Source organism: Micromonospora sp. NPDC048843 (genome assembly GCF_040649965.1).
GTDB classification, from domain to species: Bacteria; Actinomycetota; Actinomycetes; order Mycobacteriales; family Micromonosporaceae; genus Micromonospora; species Micromonospora hortensis.
This window is the reverse complement of sequence record NZ_JBEZGJ010000022.1, coordinates 33,169-60,081: the sequence shown is the minus strand read 5'-3', so window position 1 is coordinate 60,081 and position 26,913 is coordinate 33,169. Positions and strand designations below refer to the sequence as shown.

24 protein-coding genes are annotated in these 26,913 nt (G+C 72.1%); 9 read left to right on the top strand and 15 right to left on the bottom strand.

All coding sequences use genetic code 11. The features are described 5' to 3' along the window. Nucleotides 1–313: 313 nt before the first annotated feature. From AB0C20_RS08295 to AB0C20_RS08285, 3 genes are all read right to left on the bottom strand, one after another. Nucleotides 314–679 carry a WhiB family transcriptional regulator gene (locus tag AB0C20_RS08295; RefSeq protein WP_030337583.1) on the bottom strand — a complete coding sequence of 122 codons (366 nt, stop codon included), beginning with the start codon at nucleotides 677–679 and terminating at the stop codon, nucleotides 314–316. A 130-nt stretch (nucleotides 680–809) separates the two neighbouring features. Beyond that, the gene (locus tag AB0C20_RS08290; protein WP_357187987.1) at nucleotides 810–1,058 is read right to left on the bottom strand and encodes a hypothetical protein; all 249 of its coding nucleotides are present in this window, start codon (nucleotides 1,056–1,058) and stop codon (nucleotides 810–812) included. A gap of 121 nt (nucleotides 1,059–1,179) precedes the next feature. Next, nucleotides 1,180–3,345, bottom strand: coding sequence for an ATP-dependent DNA helicase UvrD2 (locus AB0C20_RS08285; protein ID WP_357187989.1), 2,166 nt, complete (start codon nucleotides 3,343–3,345; stop codon nucleotides 1,180–1,182). 92 nt (nucleotides 3,346–3,437) lie between these two features. On the opposite strand from AB0C20_RS08285, the gene AB0C20_RS08280 reads away from it, so the two are divergent. Then, entirely contained in the window at nucleotides 3,438–3,680 is a 243-nt protein-coding gene (locus tag AB0C20_RS08280) for a mycoredoxin (RefSeq protein WP_030337579.1), read from the top strand. On the opposite strand, the gene AB0C20_RS08275 is transcribed toward AB0C20_RS08280, so the two are convergent. Further along, the gene (locus tag AB0C20_RS08275) at nucleotides 3,670–5,037 is read right to left on the bottom strand and encodes an MFS transporter (protein ID WP_357187991.1); all 1,368 of its coding nucleotides are present in this window, start codon (nucleotides 5,035–5,037) and stop codon (nucleotides 3,670–3,672) included. The two genes, AB0C20_RS08280 and AB0C20_RS08275, sit on opposite strands and share 11 nt — an antisense overlap. 214 nt (nucleotides 5,038–5,251) lie before the next feature. Between AB0C20_RS08275 and AB0C20_RS08270 the strand changes: the two genes are divergently transcribed. The 3 genes from AB0C20_RS08270 to AB0C20_RS08260 all read left to right on the top strand — a co-directional run bounded on the left by AB0C20_RS08270 (nucleotide 5,252) and on the right by AB0C20_RS08260 (nucleotide 7,035). Further along, nucleotides 5,252–6,232, top strand: coding sequence for a helix-turn-helix transcriptional regulator (locus tag AB0C20_RS08270; protein WP_357187993.1), 981 nt, complete (start codon nucleotides 5,252–5,254; stop codon nucleotides 6,230–6,232). Between the two features lie 74 nt (nucleotides 6,233–6,306). After that, entirely contained in the window at nucleotides 6,307–6,546 is a 240-nt protein-coding gene (locus AB0C20_RS08265) for a DUF397 domain-containing protein (RefSeq protein WP_112583698.1), read from the top strand. A 213-nt stretch (nucleotides 6,547–6,759) separates the two neighbouring features. Further along, nucleotides 6,760–7,035, top strand: a complete 276-nt coding sequence (locus AB0C20_RS08260) for a hypothetical protein (protein WP_091406149.1) — start codon at nucleotides 6,760–6,762, stop codon at nucleotides 7,033–7,035. 127 nt (nucleotides 7,036–7,162) lie between these two features. Here AB0C20_RS08260 and nudC read toward each other — a convergent pair whose 3' ends face one another. From nudC to AB0C20_RS08240, 4 genes are all read right to left on the bottom strand, one after another. Further along, entirely contained in the window at nucleotides 7,163–8,122 is a 960-nt protein-coding gene (nudC, locus tag AB0C20_RS08255) for an NAD(+) diphosphatase (RefSeq protein ID WP_357187996.1), read from the bottom strand. Between the two features lie 67 nt (nucleotides 8,123–8,189). After that, nucleotides 8,190–9,533 (bottom strand): pitrilysin family protein, encoded by a 1,344-nt coding sequence (locus AB0C20_RS08250; RefSeq protein WP_357187998.1) that lies wholly within the window; start codon nucleotides 9,531–9,533, stop codon nucleotides 8,190–8,192. Nucleotides 9,534–9,588: 55 nt separating this feature from the next. Then, complete coding sequence (locus tag AB0C20_RS08245) at nucleotides 9,589–10,899, bottom strand: pitrilysin family protein (RefSeq protein WP_112600950.1); 1,311 nt, start codon at nucleotides 10,897–10,899, stop codon at nucleotides 9,589–9,591. Nucleotides 10,900–10,909: 10 nt separating this feature from the next. Then, on the bottom strand, nucleotides 10,910–12,025 hold the full coding sequence (locus tag AB0C20_RS08240; protein ID WP_357188001.1) for an LLM class flavin-dependent oxidoreductase: 1,116 nt from the start codon (nucleotides 12,023–12,025) through the stop codon (nucleotides 10,910–10,912). A gap of 173 nt (nucleotides 12,026–12,198) precedes the next feature. Here AB0C20_RS08240 and AB0C20_RS08235 point away from each other — a divergent pair, with 173 nt between their 5' ends. Genes AB0C20_RS08235 through AB0C20_RS08220 form a run of 4 tightly spaced genes read left to right on the top strand, consistent with a single transcriptional unit; the run spans nucleotide 12,199 to nucleotide 15,352 of the window. Then, a complete protein-coding gene (locus AB0C20_RS08235) occupies nucleotides 12,199–13,263 on the top strand; it encodes an ABC transporter substrate-binding protein (protein ID WP_357188003.1) in 1,065 nt (354 codons plus the stop codon). Continuing rightward, complete coding sequence (locus AB0C20_RS08230; protein ID WP_112698544.1) at nucleotides 13,260–14,039, top strand: ABC transporter ATP-binding protein; 780 nt, start codon at nucleotides 13,260–13,262, stop codon at nucleotides 14,037–14,039. The genes AB0C20_RS08235 and AB0C20_RS08230 overlap by 4 nt, the downstream gene beginning before the upstream one ends. Then, nucleotides 14,029–14,913: an ABC transporter permease gene (locus AB0C20_RS08225; RefSeq protein WP_145789226.1), complete on the top strand. Its 885-nt coding sequence runs from the start codon at nucleotides 14,029–14,031 to the stop codon at nucleotides 14,911–14,913. Before AB0C20_RS08230 ends, AB0C20_RS08225 begins: the two co-directional genes overlap by 11 nt. Nucleotide 14,914: 1 nt before the next feature. Beyond that, complete coding sequence (locus AB0C20_RS08220) at nucleotides 14,915–15,352, top strand: Rrf2 family transcriptional regulator (RefSeq protein WP_357188005.1); 438 nt, start codon at nucleotides 14,915–14,917, stop codon at nucleotides 15,350–15,352. A gap of 107 nt (nucleotides 15,353–15,459) precedes the next feature. Here the strand turns inward: AB0C20_RS08220 and AB0C20_RS08215 are convergent, their stop codons facing one another. The 7 genes from AB0C20_RS08215 to AB0C20_RS08185 form a co-directional block, all read right to left on the bottom strand. Continuing rightward, entirely contained in the window at nucleotides 15,460–15,660 is a 201-nt protein-coding gene (locus AB0C20_RS08215; RefSeq protein ID WP_238687469.1) for a hypothetical protein, read from the bottom strand. Nucleotides 15,661–15,905: 245 nt separating this feature from the next. After that, nucleotides 15,906–17,219 carry a DEAD/DEAH box helicase gene (locus tag AB0C20_RS08210; RefSeq protein WP_357188009.1) on the bottom strand — a complete coding sequence of 438 codons (1,314 nt, stop codon included), beginning with the start codon at nucleotides 17,217–17,219 and terminating at the stop codon, nucleotides 15,906–15,908. A gap of 223 nt (nucleotides 17,220–17,442) precedes the next feature. Continuing rightward, nucleotides 17,443–17,646 carry a cold-shock protein gene (locus AB0C20_RS08205; RefSeq protein WP_007464836.1) on the bottom strand — a complete coding sequence of 68 codons (204 nt, stop codon included), beginning with the start codon at nucleotides 17,644–17,646 and terminating at the stop codon, nucleotides 17,443–17,445. A 226-nt stretch (nucleotides 17,647–17,872) separates the two neighbouring features. Next, nucleotides 17,873–21,346 carry a UvrD-helicase domain-containing protein gene (locus tag AB0C20_RS08200; RefSeq protein WP_357567637.1) on the bottom strand — a complete coding sequence of 1,158 codons (3,474 nt, stop codon included), beginning with the start codon at nucleotides 21,344–21,346 and terminating at the stop codon, nucleotides 17,873–17,875. Nucleotides 21,347–21,427: 81 nt separating this feature from the next. Beyond that, nucleotides 21,428–24,976: an ATP-dependent DNA helicase gene (locus AB0C20_RS08195; RefSeq protein ID WP_357567636.1), complete on the bottom strand. Its 3,549-nt coding sequence runs from the start codon at nucleotides 24,974–24,976 to the stop codon at nucleotides 21,428–21,430. 206 nt (nucleotides 24,977–25,182) lie between these two features. Next, entirely contained in the window at nucleotides 25,183–25,728 is a 546-nt protein-coding gene (locus tag AB0C20_RS08190) for a TIGR00730 family Rossman fold protein (protein ID WP_357188015.1), read from the bottom strand. Further along, nucleotides 25,728–26,582 (bottom strand): TIGR00730 family Rossman fold protein, encoded by an 855-nt coding sequence (locus AB0C20_RS08185; RefSeq protein WP_357188017.1) that lies wholly within the window; start codon nucleotides 26,580–26,582, stop codon nucleotides 25,728–25,730. The genes AB0C20_RS08190 and AB0C20_RS08185 overlap by 1 nt, the downstream gene beginning before the upstream one ends. A 154-nt stretch (nucleotides 26,583–26,736) precedes the next feature. Here AB0C20_RS08185 and AB0C20_RS08180 point away from each other — a divergent pair, with 154 nt between their 5' ends. After that, nucleotides 26,737–26,895 carry a hypothetical protein gene (locus tag AB0C20_RS08180; RefSeq protein WP_357188019.1) on the top strand — a complete coding sequence of 53 codons (159 nt, stop codon included), beginning with the start codon at nucleotides 26,737–26,739 and terminating at the stop codon, nucleotides 26,893–26,895. Nucleotides 26,896–26,913 lie beyond the last annotated feature (18 nt).

Here is a 26,913-nt window from a genome sequence, read left to right as displayed (position 1 = left end):
TCGCGCCCCCGGGCGGATTAACACTGGGGGAGGGGCGGGGGCCGGTCGGCACCCGCCCTTCTGCGTGGGGTGGTACTAGAGAACACCCAGGTCGCGAGCCGCCTGGTTGCGGCCGGTCATGGCGACGGTACGGGCGGATCGGGTTGCCTCAGTGCTCGTGGTGGTACGACCGGCCTGAGGCCGGCGCATTCGAGCCCGGGTCAACGCTTCGTGGAGTAGTTGCATCTCGAAGGCTCCACTCGGAACGTTCAACATCGTTTTCTCACTCACTGCCGGTGTGCCACCGGCGTAGTTGGAACGGGTCGGGAACATGTCAGGCTGCCAGCCGGACCGCGCCACGCACCTCGGACAGCCCACTGGCCGCCAGGCGCGCCTCGGCCTCGACCCGAAGCGCGGCGTCACGGGCGACGTCCTCCTTACGCGGACGGCCACGGGGCCGCTTACGCGGGACAACCGCGCCACGCTCGAAGATCTCGCCGCCCCAGACGCCCCACGGCTCCGCTCGCTCAACGGCTCCGGCCAGGCATTCGACACGCAGCGGGCAGTCCCCGCAGAGTGACTTGGCCAGCTCGAGCTCGGTGGGCGAGTCGGAGAACCACAGGTCGGGGTCGAACTTCCGGCAGGGCAGGTTCGCCTCCATCTCGACGCTCATGTCGAGGGGGGCCAACGCCAGACTCATCTCCCGGTCACCTCTCTCTCACTTCGATCTCGTGGATCGCATTCCGACGTACTTACGGCGGGCAAAAAACTGAGGCCGCGGATCCCGGTAAGCGGGTTCCGCGGCCTCGAGGTGAGCCGGAGTCTGATGGTCAGACCGGTTTACCTCGAGGTGGAACGCCGCGGACATCCATGCGCTTCTTGGCGACCCGGATGCCATTGCCCGTGAAGCCACTGGTCCCCTCGACTCCAGCAGGCGCGACGGTCAGGATCAGCTCGGCCTGAACCTGGTGCACCTGTGGAACCGACGGTCGTGAAGCCACGAGGGCCACTCGGACAGCCGACAGCGGAGCGCAGACAGACGGCATCGCCGCCAGACGCTCATAGGTGAAGATCTTCACGGGACCCACCTCCCTCACGTTCCTCGAATCGACTGGACCGACCTCGTGAGCAGCCGGAATGGCGCCGCTCGCGTGGTGTGTTCTGAGGCTATTCCTCGCGCCGGGGCGAGGGCAAACGAATTTACGACGAGATTTCGAAAGTTTTCTCCGGGCAGACATCGTCCACCCCGGCACCGGCCACGAGGGCCAGCACCGACTCCCCGTAGAGACCCAGTTTGCGAGGGCCGATACCGGCGATGGCGATCAACTCTTCAGACCGGCCCGGTCGCCGCTCGGCCAACGCGACGAGCGTCGCGTCGGTGAAGACCACGTACGCCGGAACCTTCTGCGCACCGGCTACCCGCTGCCGCCACTCGCGCAGCCGTTCGTGCAGCTCATCGTCTATGTCGGACGGGCAGGTGGGGCAGCGGCCGAGCTTGCGGTCCGGGCCGGCGAGCAGGGTGGCGCCGCAGATCCGGCAGGAGACGATCTGGGTGCGCCGTCGCTCGGGACGGCGGGCCGGATCGGCGCCGCCGGTCGCCCGTTCCGTGCCGCCGGAGCGGTCCAGTTGGGGCAGGAACCGCGACGGCCGCCGGGCCCGTCCGCCCGGCGAGCGCGCGGCGGCGTACGACAGCCAGAGCCACTCCCGGGCGCGGGTGATCCCGACGTAGAGCAGCCGGCGCTCCTCCTCGACCTGTTCGACGGTCTTGGCGTAGATGGTGGGCAGGGTGCCCTCGGCGAGGCCGACCAGGAAGACCGCGTCCCACTCCAGCCCCTTGGCCGAGTGCAGGGACGCCAGCGTCACGCCGTCCACCGTCGGCACGTGCTGCTGGGCGGCCCGGCGCGCCAACTCCTCGGTGAAGTCGGTGAGGGTGACCGGGCGCTCCACCGAGGCGGCCTCGCCGATCGGCACCACCTCGGGGGTTGCCGCGTACTCCTCGGCGAGCTGTACCAACGCGGACAGCGCCTCCCATCGCTCGCGGGCGGCGCCGCCGGCCGGGGGCGCGTCCGGGGCCCAGCCGACGGCGCTGAGCGCCTCGACGACGGCGGCCGGCAGCGGTGTCTCCCCCGGGATCGAGCGGGTGGCCGCACGCAGCGCGACCATCGCCTGGCGCACCTCGGTCCGTTCGAAGAACCGCTCCGCGCCCTGCACGACGTACGGCACCGCGGCCTCGGTGAGCGCCTTCTCGTACGCCTCGGACTGCGCGTTGACGCGGAACAGCACGGCGATCTCCTTCGCCGGCGTGCCCGCGTCGATCAGCGAACGGCAGCGCGCGGCCACCGCGTTCGCCTCGGCCGGCTCATCCGTGAAGATCCGCAGGTCCGGCTCGGGGCCGGGTGGGCGTTGCCCGCTCAACTCCAGCCGCAGGCGCGCCTCGGTGCCGCGGGCCTGGGAGATCACCGCGTTGGCCAGCCCGACCACCTGCGGTGTGGAGCGGTAGTCGCGGACCAGCCGGACCACTGTGGCGTTGCGGTGCCGGCGGGGGAAGTCGACAAGGTACGCCGAGGTCGCCCCGGTGAACGAGTAGATCGTCTGGCTGGCGTCGCCGACCACTGTCAGGTCGTTGCGGCCGGCCAGCCAGGCGTCCAGCAACCGCTGCTGGAGTGGGTTGACGTCCTGGTACTCGTCGACCACGAAGTGCCGGTACTGGGTGCGGATCTGCTCGCCGACGTCCGGGTGCTCCTCGATGCCCCACACCGCTGCCCGCAGCATGTCCTCGAAGTCGATCACGCCGTTCGAGCGCTTGAGCTGCTCGTACGCGGTGAACACGTCGGCTACCTTCGTCGGCTCGTGCGGTGTGTCGCGCAGTGCCCGGGCCGCCGCCACCACGTAGTCCGTCGGCTCGACCAGCGACGACTTCGCCCACTCGATCTCGCCGGCCAGGTCGCGGGCGGCGGCCCGGTCGGTACGCAGGCCGACCCGGGCGGCGGCGAGGGTGACCAGTCGTACCTTGCTGTCCAGCAGCTCGGGCATGGCGCGGCCGGCCAGCAGCCGGGGCGCGAAGTACCGCACCTGGCGCAGCGCTGCGGCGTGAAATGTCCGCGCCTGGACACCGCTCGCCCCGAGCAGAGTGAGGCGGTGTCGCATCTCGGCGGCGGCGCGGGCGGTGAAGGTGACAGCGAGCACGTGCCGGGGGGAGATCTCCCCGGAGAGCGCCCGGTGGGCGATTCGGGAGGTGATCGCCCGGGTCTTGCCGGTGCCGGCGCCGGCAAGGATGCAGACCGGGCCGGCAGGTGCGGTCACGGCGGAGCGCTGCTCCGGGTCCAGCCCGGCGAGCACCTGTTCCGACCCTGAGTGAACCACCACAACCAGGAATCATCTCAGCTCCTCCCAGCGTTGCAGCGAACAGCCTCGGCTTGATCCGCAAGCCGCGGCCGGAGGAGTTGGAGGATCCGAGGATGCTGACGATGTATTCCACCCCCTGGTGCGGCTACTGCCACCGGCTGAAGTCGCAGCTCGACCGGGAGGGCATCGGGTACGAGGTGGTCGACATCGAGCAGGACCCGAAGGCCGCGGAGTTCGTGATGAGCGTCAACGGCGGCAACCAGACGGTGCCGACGCTGCGCTTCGCGGACGGCAGTGCCCTGACGAATCCCTCGATCACCCAGGTGAAGCAGCACCTGGAGACGCTCAACGCCTGATCTTCCGGTTCATTCTCGGTGTGCGGCCGCCCCACCCGGGGCGGCCGCTCGTCGTGTTCGGGAACGAATGGCCACGGTCGGTGGGTGTCGGAAGCCCGGGTCGGTCGGCGTCCTCGGCCGGACGGCGAGGTGCCGGGAGCGTCGGGCGGCGGGTGGGCGTCGGCGGGCGGGCCCCGGCCGGCGCGCTCAGGTGCCGGCCCCGCCACAGGTAGCTGCCGGCGGCCAGGGTGGCCACCCCGACCAGCGCAAACAGCAGCCGGTAGTCCAGAAACCCGACCAGCAGGGCACCCGCCCCGATGGAGACCGCCTGCGGCCCGCTGACCACCGCCTGGGTGGCTGCGGCGACCCGGCCGACCAGCGAAGGCGGCGTGCGGCGCTGGATCAGCGTGTGCAGACCCACCATCGTCAGTGGGAGCGAGACCCCGGCCAGCAGCACCGCCGCGACGCCGAGCCGCAGATCGGGGAACGCGAGCGCGAGCGCGGCCGGAGAGAAGAAGGCGACCCCGGCGGCCAGCGTACCGACCTCTCCGAGCCGGCGGACCAGCGTCGGTGAGCAGAGTCCACCGAGCAACCCACCGACGCCCTGCACTGTGACCAGCACCCCCACGAACGTGGCATCCCGGTTCAACCCCTGGTCGACGTAGGCGAAGATGAGCGACTCGCTGAAGCCCATCACCAGTGACCCGAGCCCGTAGCCGAGCAGGGCCCGTCGCAGGGCCGGTTCGCCGGCCAGGTGCCGCAGACCGGCGCCCAGTTCGGCCGGCCACCGCAGCCGTACGGCGGGTGGCAGCTGTTGCGGAGTGGGCAGCGCGGTGACCACCGCCGCCGCGGTCAGAAATCCGACCATGCCGATGCCGGCCAGCGCCCACCCCCCGAGCGCCGCGTAGAGCGCCGCGCCCACCAGCGGGCCGACCAGGCGGATCCCCTGACGTACGGTCTGCAGCACGCCGTTCGCGTCGGCCAGCAGCTCGACCGGCACCATCTCGCGGATGAGCCCACTGAGCGCCGCGCCGAGCGTGATGGACGAGAGTCCATACAGGGCGGCCACCAGATAGACGACCCAGACGTCGCCCGCGTCGCGGACGGTGAACAACGGGGCGAGCAGGGCCGCGGTCAGCACGTTCGCGGCCACGAAGAACGGTCGGCGCGGGTAGCGGTCGACGACCCAGCCGACCAGCGGCGCCAGCGTCATCGGCGCGATGACAGCGAAGATCGTGGCACCGGCCAACCCGTTCGAGCCAGTCAGATCCTTGACCCAGATGGCGAGTGCGAGCAGCAGGATCGACTCGGCGGTCATGCTGGCCAGCAGGCCGCCGAAGAGCAGGCGGAAGTCGGGTCGGCGCAGGATCGTGCGCATGGGTCCCTCCGGCGGGATGGCGTGCCCGGGTGGGCGAGGTCGACGGGGCGCCACCGCGGGTCCGTCGTCATCCGGCATTCCCGTGGTGCGATTTTCGCAAGACACGCCCTCGCCGGAACCTCCGACACCGGTCGCGCCGTCCATACTGACCGTGGGGGGCGAATTTCATACAGTTACCGTCGCGTCTGCGGCGGTCGACGGGAAAGAGGACACTGTGCCTCCTGCCGCACCCAGCCCGATCCTGCGTCGTCGCCGGTTGGGCGTCGAGCTGCGCCGCCTACGTGAGGCCGCGGGCCTCACCGGCGATCAGGTCATCGAGCGTATCGGTTGGGCCTCCGCGTCCAAACTGTCCCGCTTGGAGAACGGCCGCAGCCGACCGGACCCGCAGGACGTCGGCGACCTGCTCGACCTCTACGGCGCCGACCAGGCGCTGCACGACGAGTTGCTGGGCATCACCAACGAGGCCGGCGACATGCGCGGCTGGTTGAAGAACTTCCCCGTGATGACGCAGCAACAGCGCGGCTGGGCCGAGTTGGAGGCGGGCTGCGCGGAGATCTCCGAGTACAACCCGGTCCTGGTGCCGGGCCTGTTGCAGACCCCCGGGTACGCCCAACTCCGCATCATGTCGGCCCGTCAGGTTAACGCGGGCGCGGGCGAGCCGGAGCCTGGCGACGAGCCGGAGACCGAGGTGCAGGCGCGGCTGGCCCGCCAGTCGCTGCTGACCCGCGAGCCGCACGCTCCCCGCTACACAGCAGTGTTGGAGGAGGCGGCTCTCGGCCGCCGGGCCGGGCCACCGGAGGTGCTGCACGAGCAGCTGCTCCAGCTCTGCGAGTTGGCGCTGCTACCCAACGTGGCCCTGCACGTGCTCCCCCGGGATACCCAGATCGGCAATTGGTACCTTCCGCCGACCGCCTTCTCGGTCTATCGGTTCGCCGATCCCCTCGATCCGGAGACATTGGCCATCGAAGGTGGCTTCACCGACGTCATGTCGACCGAGTCAATCACCCTAAATAGCTATAAAGTGGTGTTCGAGTGGCTATGCACGGCGGCACTTAACGCCTCGGACACCCTCTCCTGGCTGATCGAGGCGACGGGACGGCTGACCGAGGCGACGCCCCCATCCACAGTGGCGTTCGGGCCGGCAACGGCGCCGACCCAACGCCGCCGGGATTCGGGGCGACTGACGGACCGGTGATCCACGGGGGACCCTCCGTCGGTACGTGCGGCACCACTCGTCCCATCGGATCGCTGCACATCAGGAGCAGAGCCATGAACGAAATCCGCAACACGCCGTCCGTCTCCGCCCACTCGTTGGCGGACGCCCCGTGGCGTACCAGCACACGCAGCCAGACCTCCAACTGCGTGGAGGTCGCCCCACTGGCCACCGGCCCGTCGGCGGTCGCCCTGCGCGACAGCAAGGACCGGGGCGGCCCGGTCCTGCTGTTCAACCGCGCGGGATGGCTCGGTTTCATCACCGGGGCGAAGAAGGGCCAGTTCGATCTGAACTGATCCGGTGACTGGTACGGGGCCGTCGGCGCACTGCCGGCGGCCCCGTCGCTTTGCGACCCGGCGACCCCGCTGAGCAGCCATCCGCCGATCGGACGAGGCTCGAAACCGATAGGCGCGTTTCAGTTGCTGGGACGAACACGGGGCGTAACATGGCCCTCGAGTACGTGGAACTTCCACACTGGCTCATCCGTCGCGGTTCATCCGGAGACCCTCATGCGGTTCCTGATCGTTCGCACCGACATCCGCGCCGTCGCTGACGGGGACATCGCCGCCGCCTGGGCGGACGGCCACCGACTTCGCGACGAGACGACCACGCCCGAGCCGCGCCGGCAGATCGTGCACGCCGAGGACCGGGACGCCGCGCTGCTGCTGGCCCGGGCCCTGGCCACCGTCGGCGCGGTCCGCGCCGGCAAGCAACGGGTCAAGGTCCTCCCGCTGATCGAGTCGCGGCCCGCCTTCCGACACAGACCGGGCCGCACCGGCACCTGATTTCACAGGTCGTCCGTCGTGGTCGGACCGGCTCCCCCGCCGCGTAACTCGCACCCGCCGACCACGACGGCCCGTGTTCCCGGCCCGTGACCGCCGCGGCAACGGCGGCCACGGGTCGGGACCGTGCTCAGCGGTCGGCGTCCACCCAGCCGTCCAGCCAGCGGTGGATGAGGAACAGCGCTATCGACGACGGAGGCGGCAGGATCAGCCGGGCCCCGTCGCCCACGTCCACCGTCTGCCCGGCCAACGCCGCCCCGATCTCCCGGCGGGAGAACCACCTGGCGTACGCGATCTCGGACGGGTCGACCCGCACCGGCTCGGTCGGGTTCGCCGTGGCCAGGAAGCCCAGCATCAGCGAGCCGGGGAACGGCCAGGCCTGGCTGCCCACGTACCCGATGCGCTCGACCCCGATGCCCACCTCCTCGCGGACCTCGCGCAGCACGGCCGCCTCCGCCGACTCCCCTGGCTCCACGTAGCCGGCCAGGCAGGAGTAGCGGCGACCACCCGGGGTGCCCTGCCAGCCGGCATTGTTGCCGAGTAGGCAGCGGCCGTCCGGGCCGTCCACGCCGTCATGGACGAGCACGATCATCGCCGGGTCGGTACGCGGCCAGATCCGCCCACCGTTGCGGTCCACCCGGGACCAACCCGCCTCGTCCATAGCGGTCGGCGCGCCGGTGCTCGTCGAGTAACCGTGCCGGGTGTGCCAGTTGACCAGCGCCAACGCGGTGGTGAAGATGCCGGCCTCGCGGTCGGCGAGCAGGTGACCCACCTCCCGGAGGTGGACCGCCCGGGTCCCCGGGATCGCCGGCAGAGGCGCGTCGACAGCGAAGACCGGCACCCCGTCCGGCTCGACACCCAGGAACATCGCCATCGACTCCGACCCGGCGGGCACGTCAGCCGACCCGAACAGCACCAATGTCGGAGGCGACGTCTCGGTGCGGGCCAGCGTCCGACCCTCGTCGGTCGAGTCGAGCAGCAGCACCCGGGCGCGCAACCACGCCTCGGTCAACCACTGCGAGTCACCCCGCCGGTGCGCGGCCCGATCCAGCGTGGACCGCGCCAGAGGCGGCGCCGCCTCCCCGCTCACGCCGCCGCTCCGCTACTGAGCCCCATGGTTCGCCCACCCCGCTCGCTCACGCCAGCGCTCCGCCCACTCACGCCTTCTGCTCGGTGTGAACAGTGGTCAGCGTGGCCAGCCCCGGAGTGATCCGCTCCGCGTCGCCGAGCACCACTATCGCCGCCCGAGCCGGGGCCAGATAGCGGGCCGCCGCCTGCGCGACGTCGTCGATGCTCGCCTTCGCCAACCTCGCCGCGTACTCGGCGAGAAAGTCCAGGCGCAGACCGTTGCCGGCGTACGCGCTGGTCAACGCCGCCAACCCGGCCTGGGTGGACATGCCGAGCTGGAGGGTGCCCAGGGCGTACTGCCGGGCCTGCTCCAACTCCTCTGGCTTCGGCGGCAGCGACGCCAACCGACCCAGCTCGTACGTCGTCTCCAGCAGCGCCGGGCCGGTGACCTCGGTGGCCACGTCGGCGCCGGCGACCAGCACCGACCCGGCGACGGAGTGCTCGATCACCGAGTGCGGGCCGTACGTGTAGCCCTTGTCCTCGCGGATGTTCTCCACCCACCGGGAGGAGAAGTAGCCGCCGAAGATCAGGTTGGCCAGTTGCAGCGGGGCGTGGTCCGGGTCGGTGCGCGACACCGCCGGCAGCGCGATCCGCAGCGAGGACTGCACCGAGCCCGGCCGGTCGACCAGCAGCAGCGGCCCCGGCTCCAACGGCGGGGTCGCCGGCAACTCGGCCACCCGCCCGGCACCCGACCAGCCGCCGAGCGCCCGCTCGGCCGCGTCCAGTGCCTTCTCCGGCTGTACGTCACCGACCAGCACCAACTGCGCGCCGGTCGGGTGGACCCGCTCCGAGTGCAGGGTGCGCAGCGCCGCCGGTCGGACGGCACGGATCTGGCCGGGCTCCGGCGTCTGCGTCGCGTACGGGTGCCGGCCGTAGATCCGCTTGAGCAGCGCCTCCCGGGCCAGGTGCGAAGGCTGGCTCTGCGCCACCTGGATCCGGTCGACCAGTCGGTCCCGTTCGGTGGCCACCTCGTCACCGGGGTAGCTGGCGCCGGTCAGCACCTCGGCCAGCAGCTCCAGCATCCGGTCCAGACCGGTGACCAGGCCGGCGCCGGAGAGCATCAGCCGGTCCGGGTCGACGCCCGCGGACAGCCCGCCGCCCACCTTCTGCAACTCGGCGGCGATCTGCACGCTGGTCATCGACTCGGTGCCGGAGAGCATCGTCTGCGAGAGCATCGCGCCGCGGGCCAGGTGGACCCGGCCGAACGGCACCCAGAGCCGCAGTTCGACGAGGGGTACGGCGGGCCGGCGTACGGCGATCACTGTGAGCCCGTTGCGCAGCGTGCGCTCGGCCTGCTTGGGCACCTTGAGCTTGCGGGTCGGCCCGAGCGGCGGCAGCGTACGCGGGCCGGCAGGAGAAGTAGCGATACTCACTGTGTCACCTTCGTTCGCGACTGTGGGGCTCGCAAAACCGGCTCGCTCCTCGCGCTCACCGAACGCCTCCGGCGATGACCTCGATGGCAGCCCGGCGCTCCGGGCGCACTGTGGCCGCGGCGGCCCGGACCTGCTCCTCGGTGACCTCGCCGACCAGCCGGGGCAGTTCGTTGAGCAGACCCGGTTCACCGCGTTGCTGCTCCAGCACTGCCATCCGCAGCGCCCGACCGAGCACCGCGTCGGTGTCCCGCAGCAGGTGGGTCGCCATCCGGGCCTGGGTGCGGGCCAGTTCACCGTCGGTCAGCCCGTCGGTGGCCAGCCGGTCCAGTTCCTCGTCGATGGTGCGCAGCACCTTGTCCACATCACCACCGGGCGGCAGGTGCGCCTGCAACAGCAGCGCTGTGGGGTCGCGGACGTCGAACGGGTCGCCCATGAAACCGAGGTATCCGCCGAGGCTGGTCACCGTACGGTCCCGCTGCACCAGTCGCTCGACCAGCCGCGACGCGTCGCCGTCGGTGAGCACCTCGGCCAGCACCACGTACGGCAGGTAGCCGGCGAAGTCGGTGACCGGGTCGGGCACGCGCCAGGCGCCGGCCACCGCCGGCAGCGGCGCCAGGGCATCGGTGTACGAGGTGCGCCGCTCGGCGCTCAGGTCGGGCTCGGTGAAGTCGGGCCGTTGCGGTGCCGGTCGGGCCGGCACGTCGCCGAAGTGCCGGGTGACCAGCTCGGTCGCCTCGGCCACGTCGATGTCGCCGCTGACGGCCAGCACGGCGTTGCCGCTGGCGTAGTAGCGGCGGAAGAAGTCCGCGGCGTCGGCGACGGTCGCCGACTCCAGGTCGTCGAAGGAGCCGTAGCCGTCGTGGGCGTTCGGGAAGGTGTCGAACATGACCGGCGGCAGAGTGAGCCAGGGGAAGCCGCCGTACGGACGGTTGAGGACGTTGACCCGGATCTCCTCCTTGACCACGTCGACCTGGTTGCGCAGGTTCTCCTCGGTCAGCCGGGGCCCACGCATCCGGTCCGCCTCCAGGAACAGCGCGCGCTCCAGCGCGTTGCTCGGCAGCGTCTCGAAGTAGTCGGTGTAGTCCAGGTGGGTGGAACCGTTGAAGGTGCCACCCGCGCCCTGCACGTGCCGGAAGTGGGCCAGCTTCTCCAGGTTCTCCGAGCCCTGGAACATCAGGTGCTCGAAGAGGTGGGCGAAGCCGGTACGCCCCTCCGGTTCCGAGCGGATGCCGACGTCGTAGACCACCGCCACCCCGATCACCGGGGCACTGCGATCGGGGGTGAGCACCACCCGCAGGCCGTTGTCGAGGGTGAACCGCTCGACCGGATACTTCGTCGCTGGAATTCTGGATCTCCGCGCCGCCACGGAGTCGACCCTAGCGCGTCGACACCTCCGCCACCCGCGACCTTCCCGGAGCCGCCGCGACCGGGGCTGTCACCAGGGGCAGCACCTCGGCGCCGACCCGCTCGGCCTCCTCGCGGTGCGGCCAGCCGGAGAGGATGAACTCGTCGACGCCGAGCGCGGCGTACTCGTCGATTCGAGCCGCGACCTCGGCGTAGCTGCCGACCAGCGCGGTGCCGGCGCCCTCGCGGACCAGGCCGACGCCGGCCCAGAGGTTCGGTGCGACGGTGAGCCCGTCGGTGCGGCCGGCGTTCAGCGCGGCCATCCGGGCCTGACCCACCGAGTCCATCCGGCGGAACCGGGCCTGGGCGGCGGTGATCCGCTCCGGGCTCATCCCGGCCAGCAGCCGGTCCGCCTCGGCCCACGCCTGCGCGCTGGTCGGACGGGCGATGACGTGCAGCCGGAGGCCAGTGCGCACTGTGCGGCAGTGCTCGGCGGCGAGCGCCCGGACCCGGGCGACCCGGGCCGCTATCGACGTCGGTGGTTCACCCCACATCAGGTACACGTCGGCCTGGCGGGCGGCCACCGTCTCGGCAGCCGGGGACGCGCCGCCGAAGTAGACCGGCGGCGGCGCGGCCAGCGGGGTGGCCAGGCCGCCGCCGTCGACCCGGTAGTGCTTCCCGGCGTAGTCGAACGGCCCGCCGGCCCAGGCACGGCGAAGCACCTCGACGAACTCGCCGGTGCGCGCGTAGCGGTCGTCGTGCCCGAGGAAGTCGCCGTACGCCCGCTGCTCGGCCGGGTCGCCCCCGGTCACGATGTTGAGCGAGAGCCGGCCACCCGAGACGGCCTGGAACGCCTCGGCCTGCTGGGCGATCAGGGTGGGCAGCGCGAAACCGGCCCGGACCGCGACCAGCATGCCGAGCCGCTCGGTGTGCTGGGCGACCGCCGCGCAGACGATCCACGGGTCGGGGCAGCCGGCGCCCACCGGGGTGAGAACGGCGGTGAACCCGTTGGTCTCGGCGGCCCGGCCAACCTCGGCCAGGTAGGCCACCGTCGCGGCCCGGTCGTGCCTCGCCGCGCCCGCGGTGACTGTGGCGGCACCGACCTGGTCGCCGTCGCCGGAGGTGGGCAGGAACCAGTGGAAGGTCATCGCGAAGTCGCCTCTCTGCCGGTGACCGAATGCCGATTACCCTAGCAAGCTGGTAGGAAATACCGACATAACTGAGACGCGCCATCCCGTCATGTGGATGGGTCTTGACGCTGACCGCAGCCTGGCCCACTCTTCCTACCAACTAAGTAGGAATACTGCGGATTGGATGGACGATGAGACGGCTCCCCCTGCGTCGGTTGGTCACCCTGGCCACCCTCACCGTGGTCGGCGCGGCGACCCTGGGCAGCACCGCCGCGTGCGGCGACGACAGCGAGGGCGCGGGCGGCAGCTCCGGCCCGGTGACGCTGCGCCTCGGCTACTTCCCCAACATCACCCACGCGCCGGCGGTCGTCGGCGTGGAGAAGGGCATCTTCGCGGAGAAGCTCGGCACCAACGTCAAGCTGGACCCGAAGACCTTCAACGCCGGCCCGGCCGCCATCGAGGCGGTCTTCTCCGGCGCGCTGGACGCCACCTACATCGGTCCGAACCCGACAGTGAACGCCTTCTCCAAGTCCAAGGGTGAGGCAGTCCGGGTCATCTCCGGCGCGGCGTCCGGCGGCGTGGCACTCGTGGTCAAGCCCGGCATCACCGGGGCGCAGGACCTGAAGGGCAAGAAGATCGCCACCCCGCAGCTGGGCAACACCCAGGACGTGGCGATCCGGTACTGGCTCAAGCAGCAGGGCCTCACCACCACCAAGGAGGGTGGAGGCGACGTCAAGATCGTTCCGCAGGAGAATTCCCAGACCATCGAGACGTTCAACAGCGGCGCGATCGACGGCGCCTGGGTGCCCGAGCCGTTCGTCTCCCGCCTGATCAACGCCGGCGGCAAGGTGCTCGTCGACGAGCGTGACCTGTGGCCGGACAAGAAGTTCGTCATCACCAACCTGCTGGTGAGCACCAAGTTCCTCAAGGCGCACCCGGACGTGGTGCAGAGGCTGGTCGACGGTCAGGTGGCCGCCAACGAGTTCGTCAACACCAAGCCGGACGAGGCGCAGCAGGCCATCTCCGACGCGATCGGCAAGATCACCGGTAAGCCACTGGACCTGAAGCTGATCAAGCAGGCGTGGCCGACGTTGGAGTTCACGAACGACCCGATCTCGTCCTCCCTGAAGGCCGGCCTCGACCACGCCGTCGACGTGGACCTGACCGAGCCGGTCGACCTCAAGGGCCTGTACGAGCTCAAGTACCTCAACAACGCGCTCAAGGCGCAGGGCAAGCCCGAGGTCGTCCAGCCATGACGTCGACAACGACGACGCCGCAGAGCGCGACCACAGCGGTCGCGCTCTCCGGCGTGACCAAGGTGTACGGGCGCGGGGCGAACGCCGTCCTGGCCCTGGACGGTGTCTCGCTGAACGTCGCACCGGGCGAGTTCGTCTGCCTGGTCGGCGCGTCCGGCTGCGGCAAGAGCACCCTGCTCAACCTGGTGGCCGGGCTGGACCGGGTCAGTGGTGGACAGATCACCCTGGCCGGCGACGCCAACCCGGGCCTGATGTTCCAGGAGCCTGCGCTCTTTCCGTGGCTGACCGTCGACGCCAACGTGGAAGTGCCCCTCAAGCTGCGTCGGCTCCCCCGGGCCCAACGCCGGGAGCGGGTCGCCGAGCTGCTGCGGACGGTGCACCTTGCCGACTTCGGTCGCAAGCGCCCGCACGAGCTCTCCGGCGGAATGCGGCAGCGGGTCGCGCTCGCCCGCACGTTGGCCCTGGACACTCCGGTGCTGCTGATGGACGAGCCGTTCGGCGCGCTGGACGCGATGACCCGGGACATCCTGCACGACGAGCTGGAACGGATCTGGTCCGAGCGCAAACTCTCGGTGCTCTTCGTGACGCACAACGTCCGCGAGGCGGCCCGGCTGGCCGACCGGATCATCCTGCTCTCCAGCCGACCCGGCCGGATCATCTACTCCACCGAGGTGAACATCCCGCGCCCTCGCCGGATCGACTCCCCCGAGGTCGCCGCCATCGCCGCAGAGGTCACCGAGCGGCTCCGTACGGAGGTGGGCCGCCATGGCCAGTGACACCCTCACCAGTTCGGCACGTACCGACGCCGAGATCACCGGCCTCGACGCGCTGGAGATCGCCGGCCGGGACAAAGAGGTCTCCCGGGGCGCCCGGATCTGGGCGGCCACCTGGCCAAAGCTGGCAGCGCTGGCCATCGCCATCGGGATCTGGCAGGCAGTGGTGTGGACCGGCTGGAAGGACCCGTGGGCCCTGCCTGGCCCGGGGCCGGTCTTCGCCGACCTCGCCGACTACTTCCTGAGTTCGGCGCTCTGGGACGGGCTGGCGACCACGGCACGGCGTGCGGTGATCGGCTTTGCCGCCGCAGTGGCCGTCGGGCTGCTGCTCGGCCTCGGCGTCTCTCGGTCGAAGGTGCTCCGGGCCGCCATCGGGTCCATGATCACGGCGCTGCAGACGATGCCGTCGATTGCCTGGTTCCCCCTGGCGATCCTGCTGTTCGAACTCAGCGAACAGGCGATCTTCTTCGTGGTGGTGCTCGGCGCAGCGCCGTCCATCGCCAACGGTGTCATCCATGGCGTGGACTACGTCCCGCCGCTGCTGCAGCGTGCCGGTCGCAACCTGGGTGCCCGGGGTCTGAACCTGTACCGGTACGTGATCGCGCCAGCCGCCCTGCCCGCGATCGTCGCCGGCCTCAAGCAGGGCTGGGCCTTCGCGTGGCGCAGTCTGATGGCCGGTGAATTGCTCGTGGTCATCGCCGCGCGAACGTCGATCGGCGCTCAGCTCACCTACGCCAGGGATTTCTCGGACGCGGAACGGCTGATGGCCATCATGATCGTCATCCTGGTCGTCGGGCTTCTCGTAGACACCGCGTTCGGTGCCGCGGACAAGGCGATCCGGCGCCGCTGGGGCGTACTGGACCAGGCTGGTCAGTAACGTGTTCGTCTCCGCGCGCAGCGACTACGCGCTCCGGGCGATGCTCGCCGTCGCCGCCGCCAGTGGTGGCGGCGACGGCGACCGGGTCGGCGAGTTGGTGAAGGCGGCCAGCCTGGCCGAGGTGCAGGACATTCCGCTCAGTTTCCTCCAGGGCATCCTGCTCGACCTGCGCCGGGCCGGTCTGCTGCACAGCCATCGCGGCGCCGACGGTGGGTACGCGCTGACCCGCCCAGCCGACGAGATCACCGTCGGAGACGTGCTGCGTGCGGTCGGCGGCTCGCTCACCACGGTGCGCGGTCTGCCGGCCGAGCGGGCCGGCTATCACGGAGTGGCCGCCGGGCTCACCGACGTCTGGCTGGCGGTGCACGGGGCGATCGCCACTGTGGTCGACAGCACCACCCTGGCCGACCTGCTCACCCACGCCCCCACCACATCTTGAGCGGCGACGGTGATGTGGCCGGGCCGGTGCCCCGCCGACCCGACCACATCTCGCACCGATCCTGACCGGGCCTGCCCCTCCGCCGGCACCGATAGGACGGTCGCTGCTCAGCCCACGTGTGCGGTCGCCGGGGCGAGGCCCGGGTCGCCAGGGCTGTGCAACTCCACCAGACCGGCGGGAGCGTTACCCGCCGGGGTGGCATGCCAGGGCGCGAAGGCCGCGACCATGGCGAGCAACAACCCGGCGAGCGCGACCGCGACCACCAGGATCAGTTCACGCAGTGCGCCCGAGCCGGCTTCGCCCGCCATGGTCACCCCTCCCCTGCCGGGCCCCCCGCCCGACATCCCCCGTCGGTCAGCCTCGACCACGACCGGCCGGGGCGCAGTCGGCCAGCCGACCCAGCGGAGGCTGATTACCGACTCAGCAGAGCGGGCCACCCGGCGCGGCCGGCTGACCGGTCGGGCCGCACGGACAGCCGACCGGCCCGGAACTCCGCGCAGACAAAACCGACCCGACCCGCCGAAGCGGGACGGGTCGGTCGACGCGCAGAAGGTCAGACGGTACGGGGACGACGCGGCCGACGGGACCGGCCCGACGCGCGGTGCGCCGGACGGGCGCCACCATCGGCGGCCGAGCCAGCGGAGGTACGGGCCCGAGAGACGGGCGCCGGCGGAGCGACGATGGTCACCGGCACACCGGACGGCTCGCGGGCGCCGGTCACCCGGGCCAGCGCTCCGTCACCCGCGCGCACCTGGACCGACTCGGGCCGGATACCGGCGGTGGCCATCAGCCGGGACACGTCCCGGCGCTGCTCCGGCAGGACAAGGGTGACCACGGAACCGGACTCGCCGGCCCGGGCGGTACGGCCGCCCCGGTGCAGGTAGTCCTTCGCCTCGGTCGGCGGGTCCACGTTGACCACCATGTCCAGACCGTCCACGTGGATGCCACGGGCCGCCACGTCGGTGGCGACCAGGGCGGTCACCTGACCGTTGCGGAACTGCTCCAGGATCCGGGTGCGCTGCGGCTGGGACTTGCCGCCGTGCAGCGCTGCCGCGCGTACGCCCTTGGAGAGCAGTTGGCGGGCCAGCCGGTCGGCGCGGTGCTTGGTGCCCATGAACAGGATGGTGCGGCCCTCACGGGCGGCGATCCGGGTCAACGCGTCGGGCTTGTCCGCAGCGTCGACGTGCAGCACGTGGTGGGTCATCGCGGTGACAGTCGCGGTGCCCGGGTCGACCGAGTGGGTGACCGGGTTGCTCAGGAAGCGACGGACCAGCCGGTCCACGCCGCCGTCCAGGGTCGCGGAGAAGAGCATCCGCTGCCCCTGCGGCGCGACCTGCTCCAGCAGCTTGGTGACCTGCGGCAGGAAGCCCATGTCGGCCATCTGGTCGGCCTCGTCGAGCACCGTGATCTCGACCTGGTCGAGCCGGGCGTCGCCACGGTTGATCAGGTCGTGCAGCCGACCGGGGGTGGCGACGACAACCTCGGTGCCGGCGCGCAGGGCGTCCGCCTGCCGCTGCAACGACAGGCCGCCGACCACCGTGGCGCAGCGCAGCCCGACGGCGCGGGCGTACGGGGCCAGCGCGGTGGTGACCTGCTGAGCCAGCTCGCGGGTCGGCACCAGCACCAGGGCCAGCGGGCGGCCCGGGCGCGCCTTACGGCCGGCGGTGCGGGACAGCAGCGGAAGCCCGAAGGCGAGGGTCTTGCCGGAGCCGGTACGACCCCGGCCCAGCACGTCCCGGCCGGCGAGCGAGTCGGGCAGCGTCGCCGACTGGATCGGGAACGGCTCGGTGATGCCCTGCGCGGTCAGCGCGGTGAGCAGCGCCGGCGCCAGACCGGTATGAGCGAAAGAGGGAATAACTGTGGTCATGCGGAAGCCTTCCTCGACGCGGCACGTGTCGAGGGAGGGCGCCGAAGTCGGCGCTGTCACCAGCGGAAAAAGGCCGCCAGGACTCACAAGCACGAACCGAAAGGGAGTACAGGCCGGCCCGCCGCCGGGCCGCCGCCTGCGTAGGCAGGTGGCAGCGGGGCGGGCCGGTCCCGTCACCGTCACACCCGGAGGGCGCGACAGGTAATGCTGACCGATCCGAAGATCAGAGCGGGCGGATGTTCTCCGCCTGCGGGCCCTTCTGGCCCTGGGTCACCTCGAACTCGACCCGCTGGTTCTCGTCCAGGCTCCGGTAGCCGGAGGACTGGATCGCCGAGAAGTGGGCGAAAACGTCGGCGCCGCCGCCGTCGGGGGTGATGAAGCCGAAGCCCTTGTCAGCGTTGAACCACTTCACGGTGCCAATAGCCATGTGTTTCGTCTCCTTGACGGAACGTCGGACACGCACGTGTTGCGTGCCCGAAGAGGAGCGCTCCGCGCGGGGATGCGCGAATCGCCTGTCGCTTCTGGTCGCCCCGCCCGGAGAACTCCGGACACAACAAAGAGCGCCTGGGGCCACAATCCCGCCAGGCGCACACAGAGTCTCTGGTAACCAAAACTGCAACCCGGTCAACCTACCACGGTTTTCCCCGCCATGGTCAATGTTGGGCAGAATCCTCGGGCAACTGGGCGATCATGGCGGTGAGGCCCGTCACATCCAGCAGGTCGGCAGGCCGGACAGTCACCCCATGGCGGACGTAGTGGAACGCCGCGCCCACCCGGTCGACCGGCACGCCGGCCAACTCGGCCCAGGCCAGGCGGTACACCGCCAGCTGCACGGCGGCGACGTCGGCCGCCGGCCCGGAGGGCTGCGCGCCGGTCTTCCAGTCGACCACGTCGAACCGGCCACCCGGCCGGGCGAAGACCGCGTCCATCCGGCCCCGCACCACCACTCCGGCGATCACAGTGGCGAAGGGCACCTCCACCTCCACCGGTGACCGGTCGGCCCACTCGCTGGCCAGGAACCGCTCCTGAAGCTCGACCAGAGCCTCGTCGGGTGCGGCATCGGCGTCGGCCGCGCCGGGCAGCTCGTCCAGGTCCAACAGGCGGTCGGCGCCGAAGCGCTGCTCCAACCAGGCGTGGAAGGCGGTGCCTCGACGGGCGTACGGGTTGGGTTCGGCCGGCACCGGGCGACGCAGCGTACGGGCCAGTGCCGCCGGATCGCGCCGCAGCGCGACCAGCTGAGTGACGCTCAGCGCCCCGGGCAGCGCCACCTCGACCGCACCGGAGAGCCGGGTCAGCTCGGCGCGCTCCGCCAACAGCAGGTCCGCCTCGCGCTGCCAGCGCGCCACCTCCGGATCCACCTCCGGCTCGACCGACTCGGCCTCGATCGACGGCACCGGCCCGGCAAGCACCGGCCCGACCTCCGACCCGACCGGCGACACGGGCCCGACCGGCCCGGCGAGCACCGGCCCGACCGGCCCGGGGAGCACCGCCGCCGGTCCGTCGGCCATCAGGCGACGCACCAGCCCGGCCGCCTCGGCCAACGCCGGCCGGCGACCGCCCAGCGGGTCGGCCGGCCACTCCGCGCGGAGCACCACCTCGGCCGTGGGGTTCGTCGCGTCGGGAGTCGGCTCCGGCGCCCACGCGTCGATCAGGTGCCCCGGCCCGCCGTCGAGGCAGGCGTCGTACACCTCACGCAGGAAGACCGACGGACCTCGCGGTCGCTTCGTGCCCTCTCCCCACCAGTAACCGGAGCAGAGCAGCAGCCGGCGCGGCCGGGTCACCGCCACGTACGTCAGCCGGCGTTCCTCCCGCTCGTCGTGGGCCCGCCACGCGTCGGTGAAGTCGGTCACCGCCCGCGCCACGGCCCGCTGGTCCCCCGCCTCGTCGAGTGCCAACTCGGGCAGCCCGTCGGCGTCACCGCGCAGCGGAAACGGCAGCACGCCCAGCCCACCCAGCCAGTGGTCGGAGTTGCGGACCGGCCCCGGCCACAGCCCACGACTGAGCCCGGCCACCGCGACGACGTCCCACTCCAGGCCCTTGGCGGCGTGCGCGGTGACCACCTGCACCGCGCCTTCCACCACCTCGACCTCGCCCGGCGCCAGACCGCGCTCCTCGTCCTCGGCGGCGGCCAGGTAGGAAAGGAACCCGGACAGGGTCGCGCCGGGCGTCTCCCCGCTGAACCGGGCCGCCACGTCGCCGAGCGCGTCCAGATGCCCTCGGGCCAGGCCCGCGTCGCCGGCGCCGTCCCGGCCGGCCCGCACCGCGACCTCCACGTCCAGGCCGATGGTCCGCTCGATGTCCGCGATCAGGTCCGGCAGCGCCTGGTCCAGCCGGTAGCGCAGCAGCGCCAGTTCCCGGCCGTACGCGCGCAGCCGCGCGAACCCCTCCGCCGAGTACGCCTGCGCCGGCCCGAGGTCGGCCAACGCCTCCACCAGGGTCGCCTCGTCCAACAGGTCGGGGCTGATCTCCGAGGCCTCGTCGGCGGCCACCTGTCGCCGGGCGTTCGCGATCGCCCGCGCTCGCCGGTGCAACGCCACCAGGTCACGTGGCCCGATCCGCCACCGGGCGCCGGTGAGCAACCGCAGCAGCGCGGCGCCATCGGTCGGGTCGGCCAGGACCCGCAGCGTGCACACCACGTCGCGTACCTCGGGGGTGTCCAGCAGGCCGCCCAGCCCGACCACCTCGACCGGTAGGCCCCGCTCACGCAGCGCCGACTCGATCGCCGGGATCTGGCTGCGCACCCGGACCAGCACGGCGGTCGTCGGACGGCGGTCCACCGGGATGTGTTCCGGGGCCGCGCCCGGCATCCCGGCCGCCCCCCGCCAGGCGGCGAGCACGCTGTCGGCGATCCAGTCGGCCTCGTCGGCGTACGTGGGCAGCATCGCGCAGTGCACGGTGCCGCCGGCCGCGCCGCCCGGGCTGCGGTGCGGGATCGGATCCCGGACGGTCAGCGCGGAGCGCAGCTCCGGCACCCGGGCACCCGCCGCCCGCAGCGGGGTGGAGAGCGCGTTCGCCACCCGGAGGATCTCCGGACGGTTGCGCCAACTCGTGGTGAGCCCCAGCGCCGGGGCCGGTTCACCGTTGGCGCGGGCGAACTCGGTGGGGAACCGGTCCAGGGTGCCCGCGCTGGCCCCCCGCCAGCCGTAGATCGACTGGCACGGGTCGCCCACCGCGGTCACCGGGTGCCCGCCACCGAACAGCGCGTTGAGCAACACCACCTGGGCGTGGCTGGTGTCCTGGTACTCGTCGAGCAGCACCACCCGGAAGCGGTCCCGCTCGATCACGCCGACCCCCGGGTGGTTCCGGGCCACCCGGGCCGCCCGGGCGAGCTGGTCGGCGAAGTCCATCGCCTCGAAGTCCTCCTTGCGCCGGGCGTAGGCCCGCACCAGCGGCAACAGGCGCAACCGGGTCTGCTGGAGGGTGAGCGCCTTGCGCACGTCGGCGTACACCCGGCCCGGCCGGGACTGCACCTCGGCGAAGAACCGACCGGTCCAGGCCGCCAGGTCGTCCGGCGCGACGAGATGCTCGTCCAGCTCCCCGGCCAGCGCCAGCACCGCGTCGGTGATGGTGCTCGGCATCCGGTCCACCTCGGACATGTCGCCGTCGTAGTTGCGCACCAGCAGGTCGACCAACTGCCAGCGGGACGCCTCGGTGAGCAGCCGGGTGGACGGCTCGTAGCCGGCCCGCAGCCCGTGCTCGGTGACGATCCGCCCCGCGTACGAGTGGTAGGTGGAGACCGTGGGCTCACCAGCGAGCGGATCGTCCAGCGGATCCCGTCCCTGCCTGCCGACTCGGCGGATCAGCTGGTCGAGCCGGGTCCGTACCCGGTGGGCCAGCTCGCCGGCCGCCTTGCGGGTGAAGGTCAGCCCGAGGATCTGCTCCGGCCGCACGTACGAGTTGGCCACCAGCCAGACCACCCGGGCGGCCATCGTCTCGGTCTTGCCCGACCCGGCGCCCGCGACCACCAGCAGCGGCTCCACCGGGGCTGCGATGATCGCGGCCTGCTCCCGGGTGGGCGCCGGCAACCGCAGCAGCTTGGCCAGCTCCACCGGTGTGTACCTGGGGCCGGAGTCCGCGAGTCGGGGCGTCGGCGCGGGGCCCGCGCCGAACAGGGTGGGTTGACTCACAGTGCCGTCTCAGTTCCCAACACCGGCGCACTCCTCGCCCTCACGGTGCCATCTCAGTTCGTGACTGCGGGGCTCGCACGCTCACTCCTCGCCCTCACCTGTTCGTCGGACGGTGGGCGGCTCGACGACCTGGCGACCCTGCCCGGAGACCGGGCAGCTGGTGCGCACCGGGCAGACCCGGCACTTCGAGTTGGCCACCGCGGCGAACGTGGAGGCTGCCATCGTATCGGCGGTCCGCCGGACCAGCGCCGTCGCCCAACCGGCCGCCGGCCCCTCGCTGGCTGCCGGCTGATTCTGCTCCCTGGCGTCCTTGGCGGAGGTGCCGAGCTGCACCAGCGCCGCACCACCGGACTCGTCACCGAACTCGGCGAACGCCCCCGCCTCCACCGCCGCCTGGTAGGCGCCGAGCTGCGGGTGCTCGGCAAGGTCGGTGCCTGTGACAGCTGTGGACTTGCCGGTCTTCAGGTCGATCACCACGAGCCGCCCGGCCTCGTCGACCTCCAGCCGGTCGACCCGGCCGGCGAGGTCGATGGGCCGGTTCGGGTCGTCCAGGCGGACGGCGAACTCGTGCTCGATGGCGAGCAACCGTCGTGGATTGGTGGCCAGCCAGCGCAGCAGCTTGTCGACCATCGCCTCGGCGCGTTCCCGCTCCGGCCCGGCCATCCACCGGGCCGCCAGCTCGATCGCGTCGAACCGGGCGGCAACGTAGTCGAGCAGCGCGCCCCGGTCGGCGCTGGCGTCCTCGGCGAGCATCGCGGCGGCGTGCACCAGGTTGCCCACCCCCTGCGCGGTGCTGGTCGGGCCGCTGCCGCCGTGCCGTTCCAGCAGCCAGCGCAGGCTGCACCGCAGCGCACTCTCCATTGCCGACGGGGTAACCCGCACCGGGTGGCCGTCGTCGACGAGCGGCCGGTCGTCGGAGAGCACCCGCAACCCCCACCAGTCGTCGGGGTGTGCGCCGGGCACCCCGGCGGCGGCGAGCCGGGCCAGCTCGGCCGCCGCGGCGCGCCGCCGGGCCGCCGGAGCGGCCGGGTCGGTGATGGCGGTACGCAGTTCCGCTACCAACGCCGGCAGGGTGAGCGCCCGGGGTGGGCGGGTCACCGGCAGTGCTCCGGGGCGGTCCGGCTCCTCGTCGCCGGTCTCGCTCGCCGCAGCACCCCGGTTGCCGGCGGAGGGTGCCTCGGTGCGGGGACCGGGCGGCGGGCCGGGCGCTGTCGGCGGGGTCGGTGGCGGCGCGATCGGCGGCGTCGGCGGCGGGGTCGGCGGCGGTGTGCTCGGGCCCAGCTCGTGCAGGAACCGGCTGGGTTGCTCCTCGTGGTCGTCGCCGCCGACGGCGGCAGACGCCACGGCGCTGACCAGCAGCCGGTGCCGGGCCCGGCTGATGGCGACGTGGAAGAGCCGGCGCTCCTCGTCCAGCAACGCCGAGGTCTGACCCACCACGTTCGCCGCTGTCGCCCCGTCGACCGACCGGCCGGCCAGCACGTCGACCAGTCGCTCGGAGCCGAGCAGGCTGCCGCGCAGCCGCAGGTCCGGCCAGATGCCCTCCTGCACGCCGGCCACAGCGACCAGGTCCCATTCCAGGCCCTTCGCGGCGTGCGCGGTGAGCAGGCGTACCGCCGCACCCCGGTCGGCTGTCGGAGCGATGGTGTCGGCCGGCAGGTCCTGGGCGAGCACGTGGTCGAGGAAGACCTCGGCACGCGCGCCGGGCAGCCGATCGGTGAACCGGGCCGCCGCGTCGAAGAGGACCAGCACGGCGTCCAGGTCTCGGTCGGCCGCCTCGGCCCGCCGACGCCGGGCCAGATCGCCCTCGCCGGCCTCCGGACGCCCCTGGTTGATCGCGCCGGCCCACCGCTCGGCGAGACCACTGGCGTGCCAGACGGCCCAGAGCACGTCCTCGGCGGTCGCACCCGGCCGGGCGGCGACCTCGCGTGCGATGGCCAGCAGCCCGGCCACCGCCTGCGCTGGCTCCGCCCAGCGCCGCTCGATGCCGCCCAACTCCTCCGGGTCCTGCAATGCCTCGACGATCAGCTCCCCGGAGGGGCGTCGGTCACCACCGGCCAGGGCGAGCGCGCGCAGGCCCTGCCGCAGCCGCCGCTCGGCCAGCGGGTCGGCCCCGCCGAGCGGCGAGTGCAGCAGCGCGACCGCCGCCTCCTCGTCGAGTCGCTCCGGCTCCAGCGCGCAGCGCAGCAGGAGCAGCAGCGGCGCGACCGCGGGTTGCAGGTGCAGGGGCAGATCCTCACCGTGCACCACTGTGGGTACGCCGGCAGCGTGCAGCGCCCGTCGCAGAGTGGGCAGCTGCAACGCGGTGGACCGCACCAGCACCGCCATCCGTGACCACGGCACGCCGTCGAGCAGGTGGGCCGAGCGCAGCGCGTGGGCCAGCCAGGCGGCCTCGCTGGTCGCCGAGCGGAAGGTGTGCACCTCGACCACGCCGGGCGGCACGTCCGGCAGGGGGTGCAGCCGGCGGTGCGCGGCCGGACCCCGAAGCCGGCGACCCAGCCGGGCGATCGCCGCGAGCAGACCCGGCCCGGCCCGGTACGACGTGGTCAGCAGCACCTGCGCGGCCGGCGCACCGGATGCCGTCCGGAACCGGTGCGGGAACGTCGCCACCCCGGCCGGGTCGGCGCCCCGGAAGGCGTACGTGGAGGAATCCGGGTCGGCGAACGCGACAAGCGACTTGCCACCGCCGGCGATGACCGAGAGCAGCTCCAGTTGGGCGGGGTCGGTGTCGGCCAACTCGTCGAGGTAGACGTACGCGAGCCGACGACGCTCGGCGGCCAGCAACTCCTCGTCGTCGCGCAGCAGCCCGGTGGCCGCCCGGACCAGCTCCGCCGGGTCGTACGCGATGGAGCCCCGGTTGCTGACGTCGCGCAACGCGAGCACTGCGACGTACTCCCGCAGGAAGCGGGCGGCGGCCGGCCAGTCGGCGCGGCCGAGCCTCTCACCCAGCCGAGCCAGGTCGATCGGGCCCACGCCGCGCTCGGCGGCGCGCATGAGCAGGTCGCGCAGTTGCCCGGCGAACGCCCGGGTGCGCAGGGCGGGGCGCAGGTCGGTGGGCCAGCCGACCGGGTCGTCCTCGGGCTCCTCGCCCACCACGTCCAGCAGCTCACGGATGATCAGATCCTGCTCGGGGCCGGTGAGCAGCCGGGGCGACGGTTCGCCCCGCTCGGCGGCGGCGCGGCGGAGCAGCCCGAAGGCGTACGCCGGGAAGGTGCGCACCAGCGGCTCGCGCAGCACCCGGTGGCCGTCCTGCGCGATCCGGGCCTCGATGCGCTGTCGCAGTGCTGTGGCGCCTCGGCGGCCGAAGGTCAGCACCAGGATCCGTTCGGGATCGGCCCCCTCGGCCACCCGGGCGGCGACCGCCTCGACCAGCGTGCTGGTCTTGCCGGTGCCCGGGCCGCCGAGCACGAGCATGGGCCCGTCGGTGTGCCCGACCACCTCGGCCTGCACCGGGTCGGCCCGCCAGCCATCGCCGAAGGTCAGCTCGGGCCCGGCCACGCGATCGGGCCCAACCGACCTGCCGACACCGCCCCCGGACGTGCCGCCGCTGGCGGGCACGGAAGCGCTGTCAGGCGTCGACCCGTCCCCCCGCGCCGGCCTCCCGGGCCGCCGCACCAACCGGTACGCCTGCATCAGCTCATCCCATCAGACCCGTACGACACCACCCAATCCCCACCCGCTCCCCCCTCACCCCAACATCCACCCCCGTCGATCATGAAGTTAGCGGCGCGACACGCCGAGAGAGACGTCGCTAACTTCATGATCACCGCGAGCGGGGCCGGGACCGGGCCGGGACGCGGCGGGGCGGGGTGGGGTGGGGTGGGGTGGGGTGGGTCAGGTCAGGTCAGGTGGGATTCCAGGACGTCGAGGGCCTCGCTGACGGTGGTGGTGACAGTCAGGAGGTCGCGGCCGGCGGGCTTGAGGAAGGTCTGGTCGGCCAGCGCGTCGAGCCAGTCCAGCAGGGGGCGGTAGAACCCGTCGGTGTCGATCAGCACCATCGGCTTGGTGTGCAGGGCGAGTGTGGCGGTGGTCCAGACCTCGAACAGCTCGTCCAGCGTGCCCAAGCCGCCGGGCAGGGTGAGGAAGGCGTCCGATTTGTCGATCATCAGGGTCTTGCGGCTGGCCATCGAGTCGGTCACCAGCAGTTCGTCCGAGGCCAGGTCGGCGACCTCCAGGTCGACCAGCGACTGCGGGATCACGCCGACGGTGCGCCCACCGGCGGATCGGGCGCCGTCCGCCAGCGCGCCCATCATGCCGACGCAGCCACCACCGCTGACCAGCGTGTGCCCGCGCCGGGCCAGCTCCGCGCCGGTCTCGGCGGCCAGGTCCAACCAGCGCTGATCGAGGGTACGAGAGGAGGCACAGAAGACGCAGATCGCCGCCATCAGTCGTGATCCCGAGCCTGCTCGGCGGCGGCCTGCTGGTCTGCGCCGGTGCGCGCGACAGCCTCCTCGCGGACCGCCTCCTGCTCGGCGGAGAGAGCGGCCTCCGATTCGACGATGTACCGGACCGCCTCGTTGACGTCGTCGGTGAGGCAGATCAGATCCAGGTCGACCGGCCCGATCTTGCCGGTGGCGGCCATCGTGCCGCGCAGCCAGTCCAGCAGGCCCTGCCAGTAGGCGACGCCCATGAGCACCACCGGGAACCGGGTGACCTTGCCGGTCTGCACCAGGGTGAGCGCCTCGAACAACTCGTCCATGGTGCCGAACCCGCCGGGCAGCACGACGAACGCCTGGGCGTACTTGACGAACATCGTCTTGCGGGCGAAGAAGTAGCGGAAGTCGATGGCCAGGTCGACCCAGTCGTTGATGCCCTGCTCGAACGGAAGCTCGATGCCGAGCCCGACGGAGAGCCCACCGGCCTCGCTGGCGCCCCGGTTGGCGGCCTCCATCACGCCGGGCCCACCTCCGGTGATGACCGCGTAGCCGGCTCGGGCCAGTGCACCGCCCAACTGCTCGGCCAACTGGCACTCGGCGCTGTCCGGCGCGCTGCGCGCGGAGCCGAAGACGCTGACCGCTGACGGCACGTCGGCGAGGGTGTCGAAACCCTCGACGAACTCGGCGAGGATGCGCAGCGCGCGCCAGGCGTCCTTGGTCTTCCAGTCACCCCGCCCCCGTGAATCCAGCAGTCGCTGGTCGGCGGTGCTGCTCGGGATCGCCCCTCTGCGCAGGGTGACCGCACCGCGATGCCGCTCCTGTCCCGGACCGCGACCGGCCTCCCGCCCGTTGCTCTGGCTCATGGGGCAACCGTAGTGGAGCAGCACCGGCCGGGTGCGCGGGGCGGGGACGCCGAGAAATTGTTCGGGATCAAGGGCAACTATTCGGCGCTCCCGTACGTCTTACTATTCACATACCGGGTATGCCCCGGCGCGCGCCTTCGGGGGAGGAGACAGCGTGATCAGTAACAGCGAGATGATCCGGATCCGTCGCCAGATGCAGCGACGGATCCGAGACGTGGTGGCCGAACGCCGCCGCATCCGCCAGCAGAACCCCATCCCCACCCCCTCCGGGACCGATCAAGAGGTTTGCGTCGCCGACAACGGGCCAGGCTGACGCAAACCTCTTGATCAC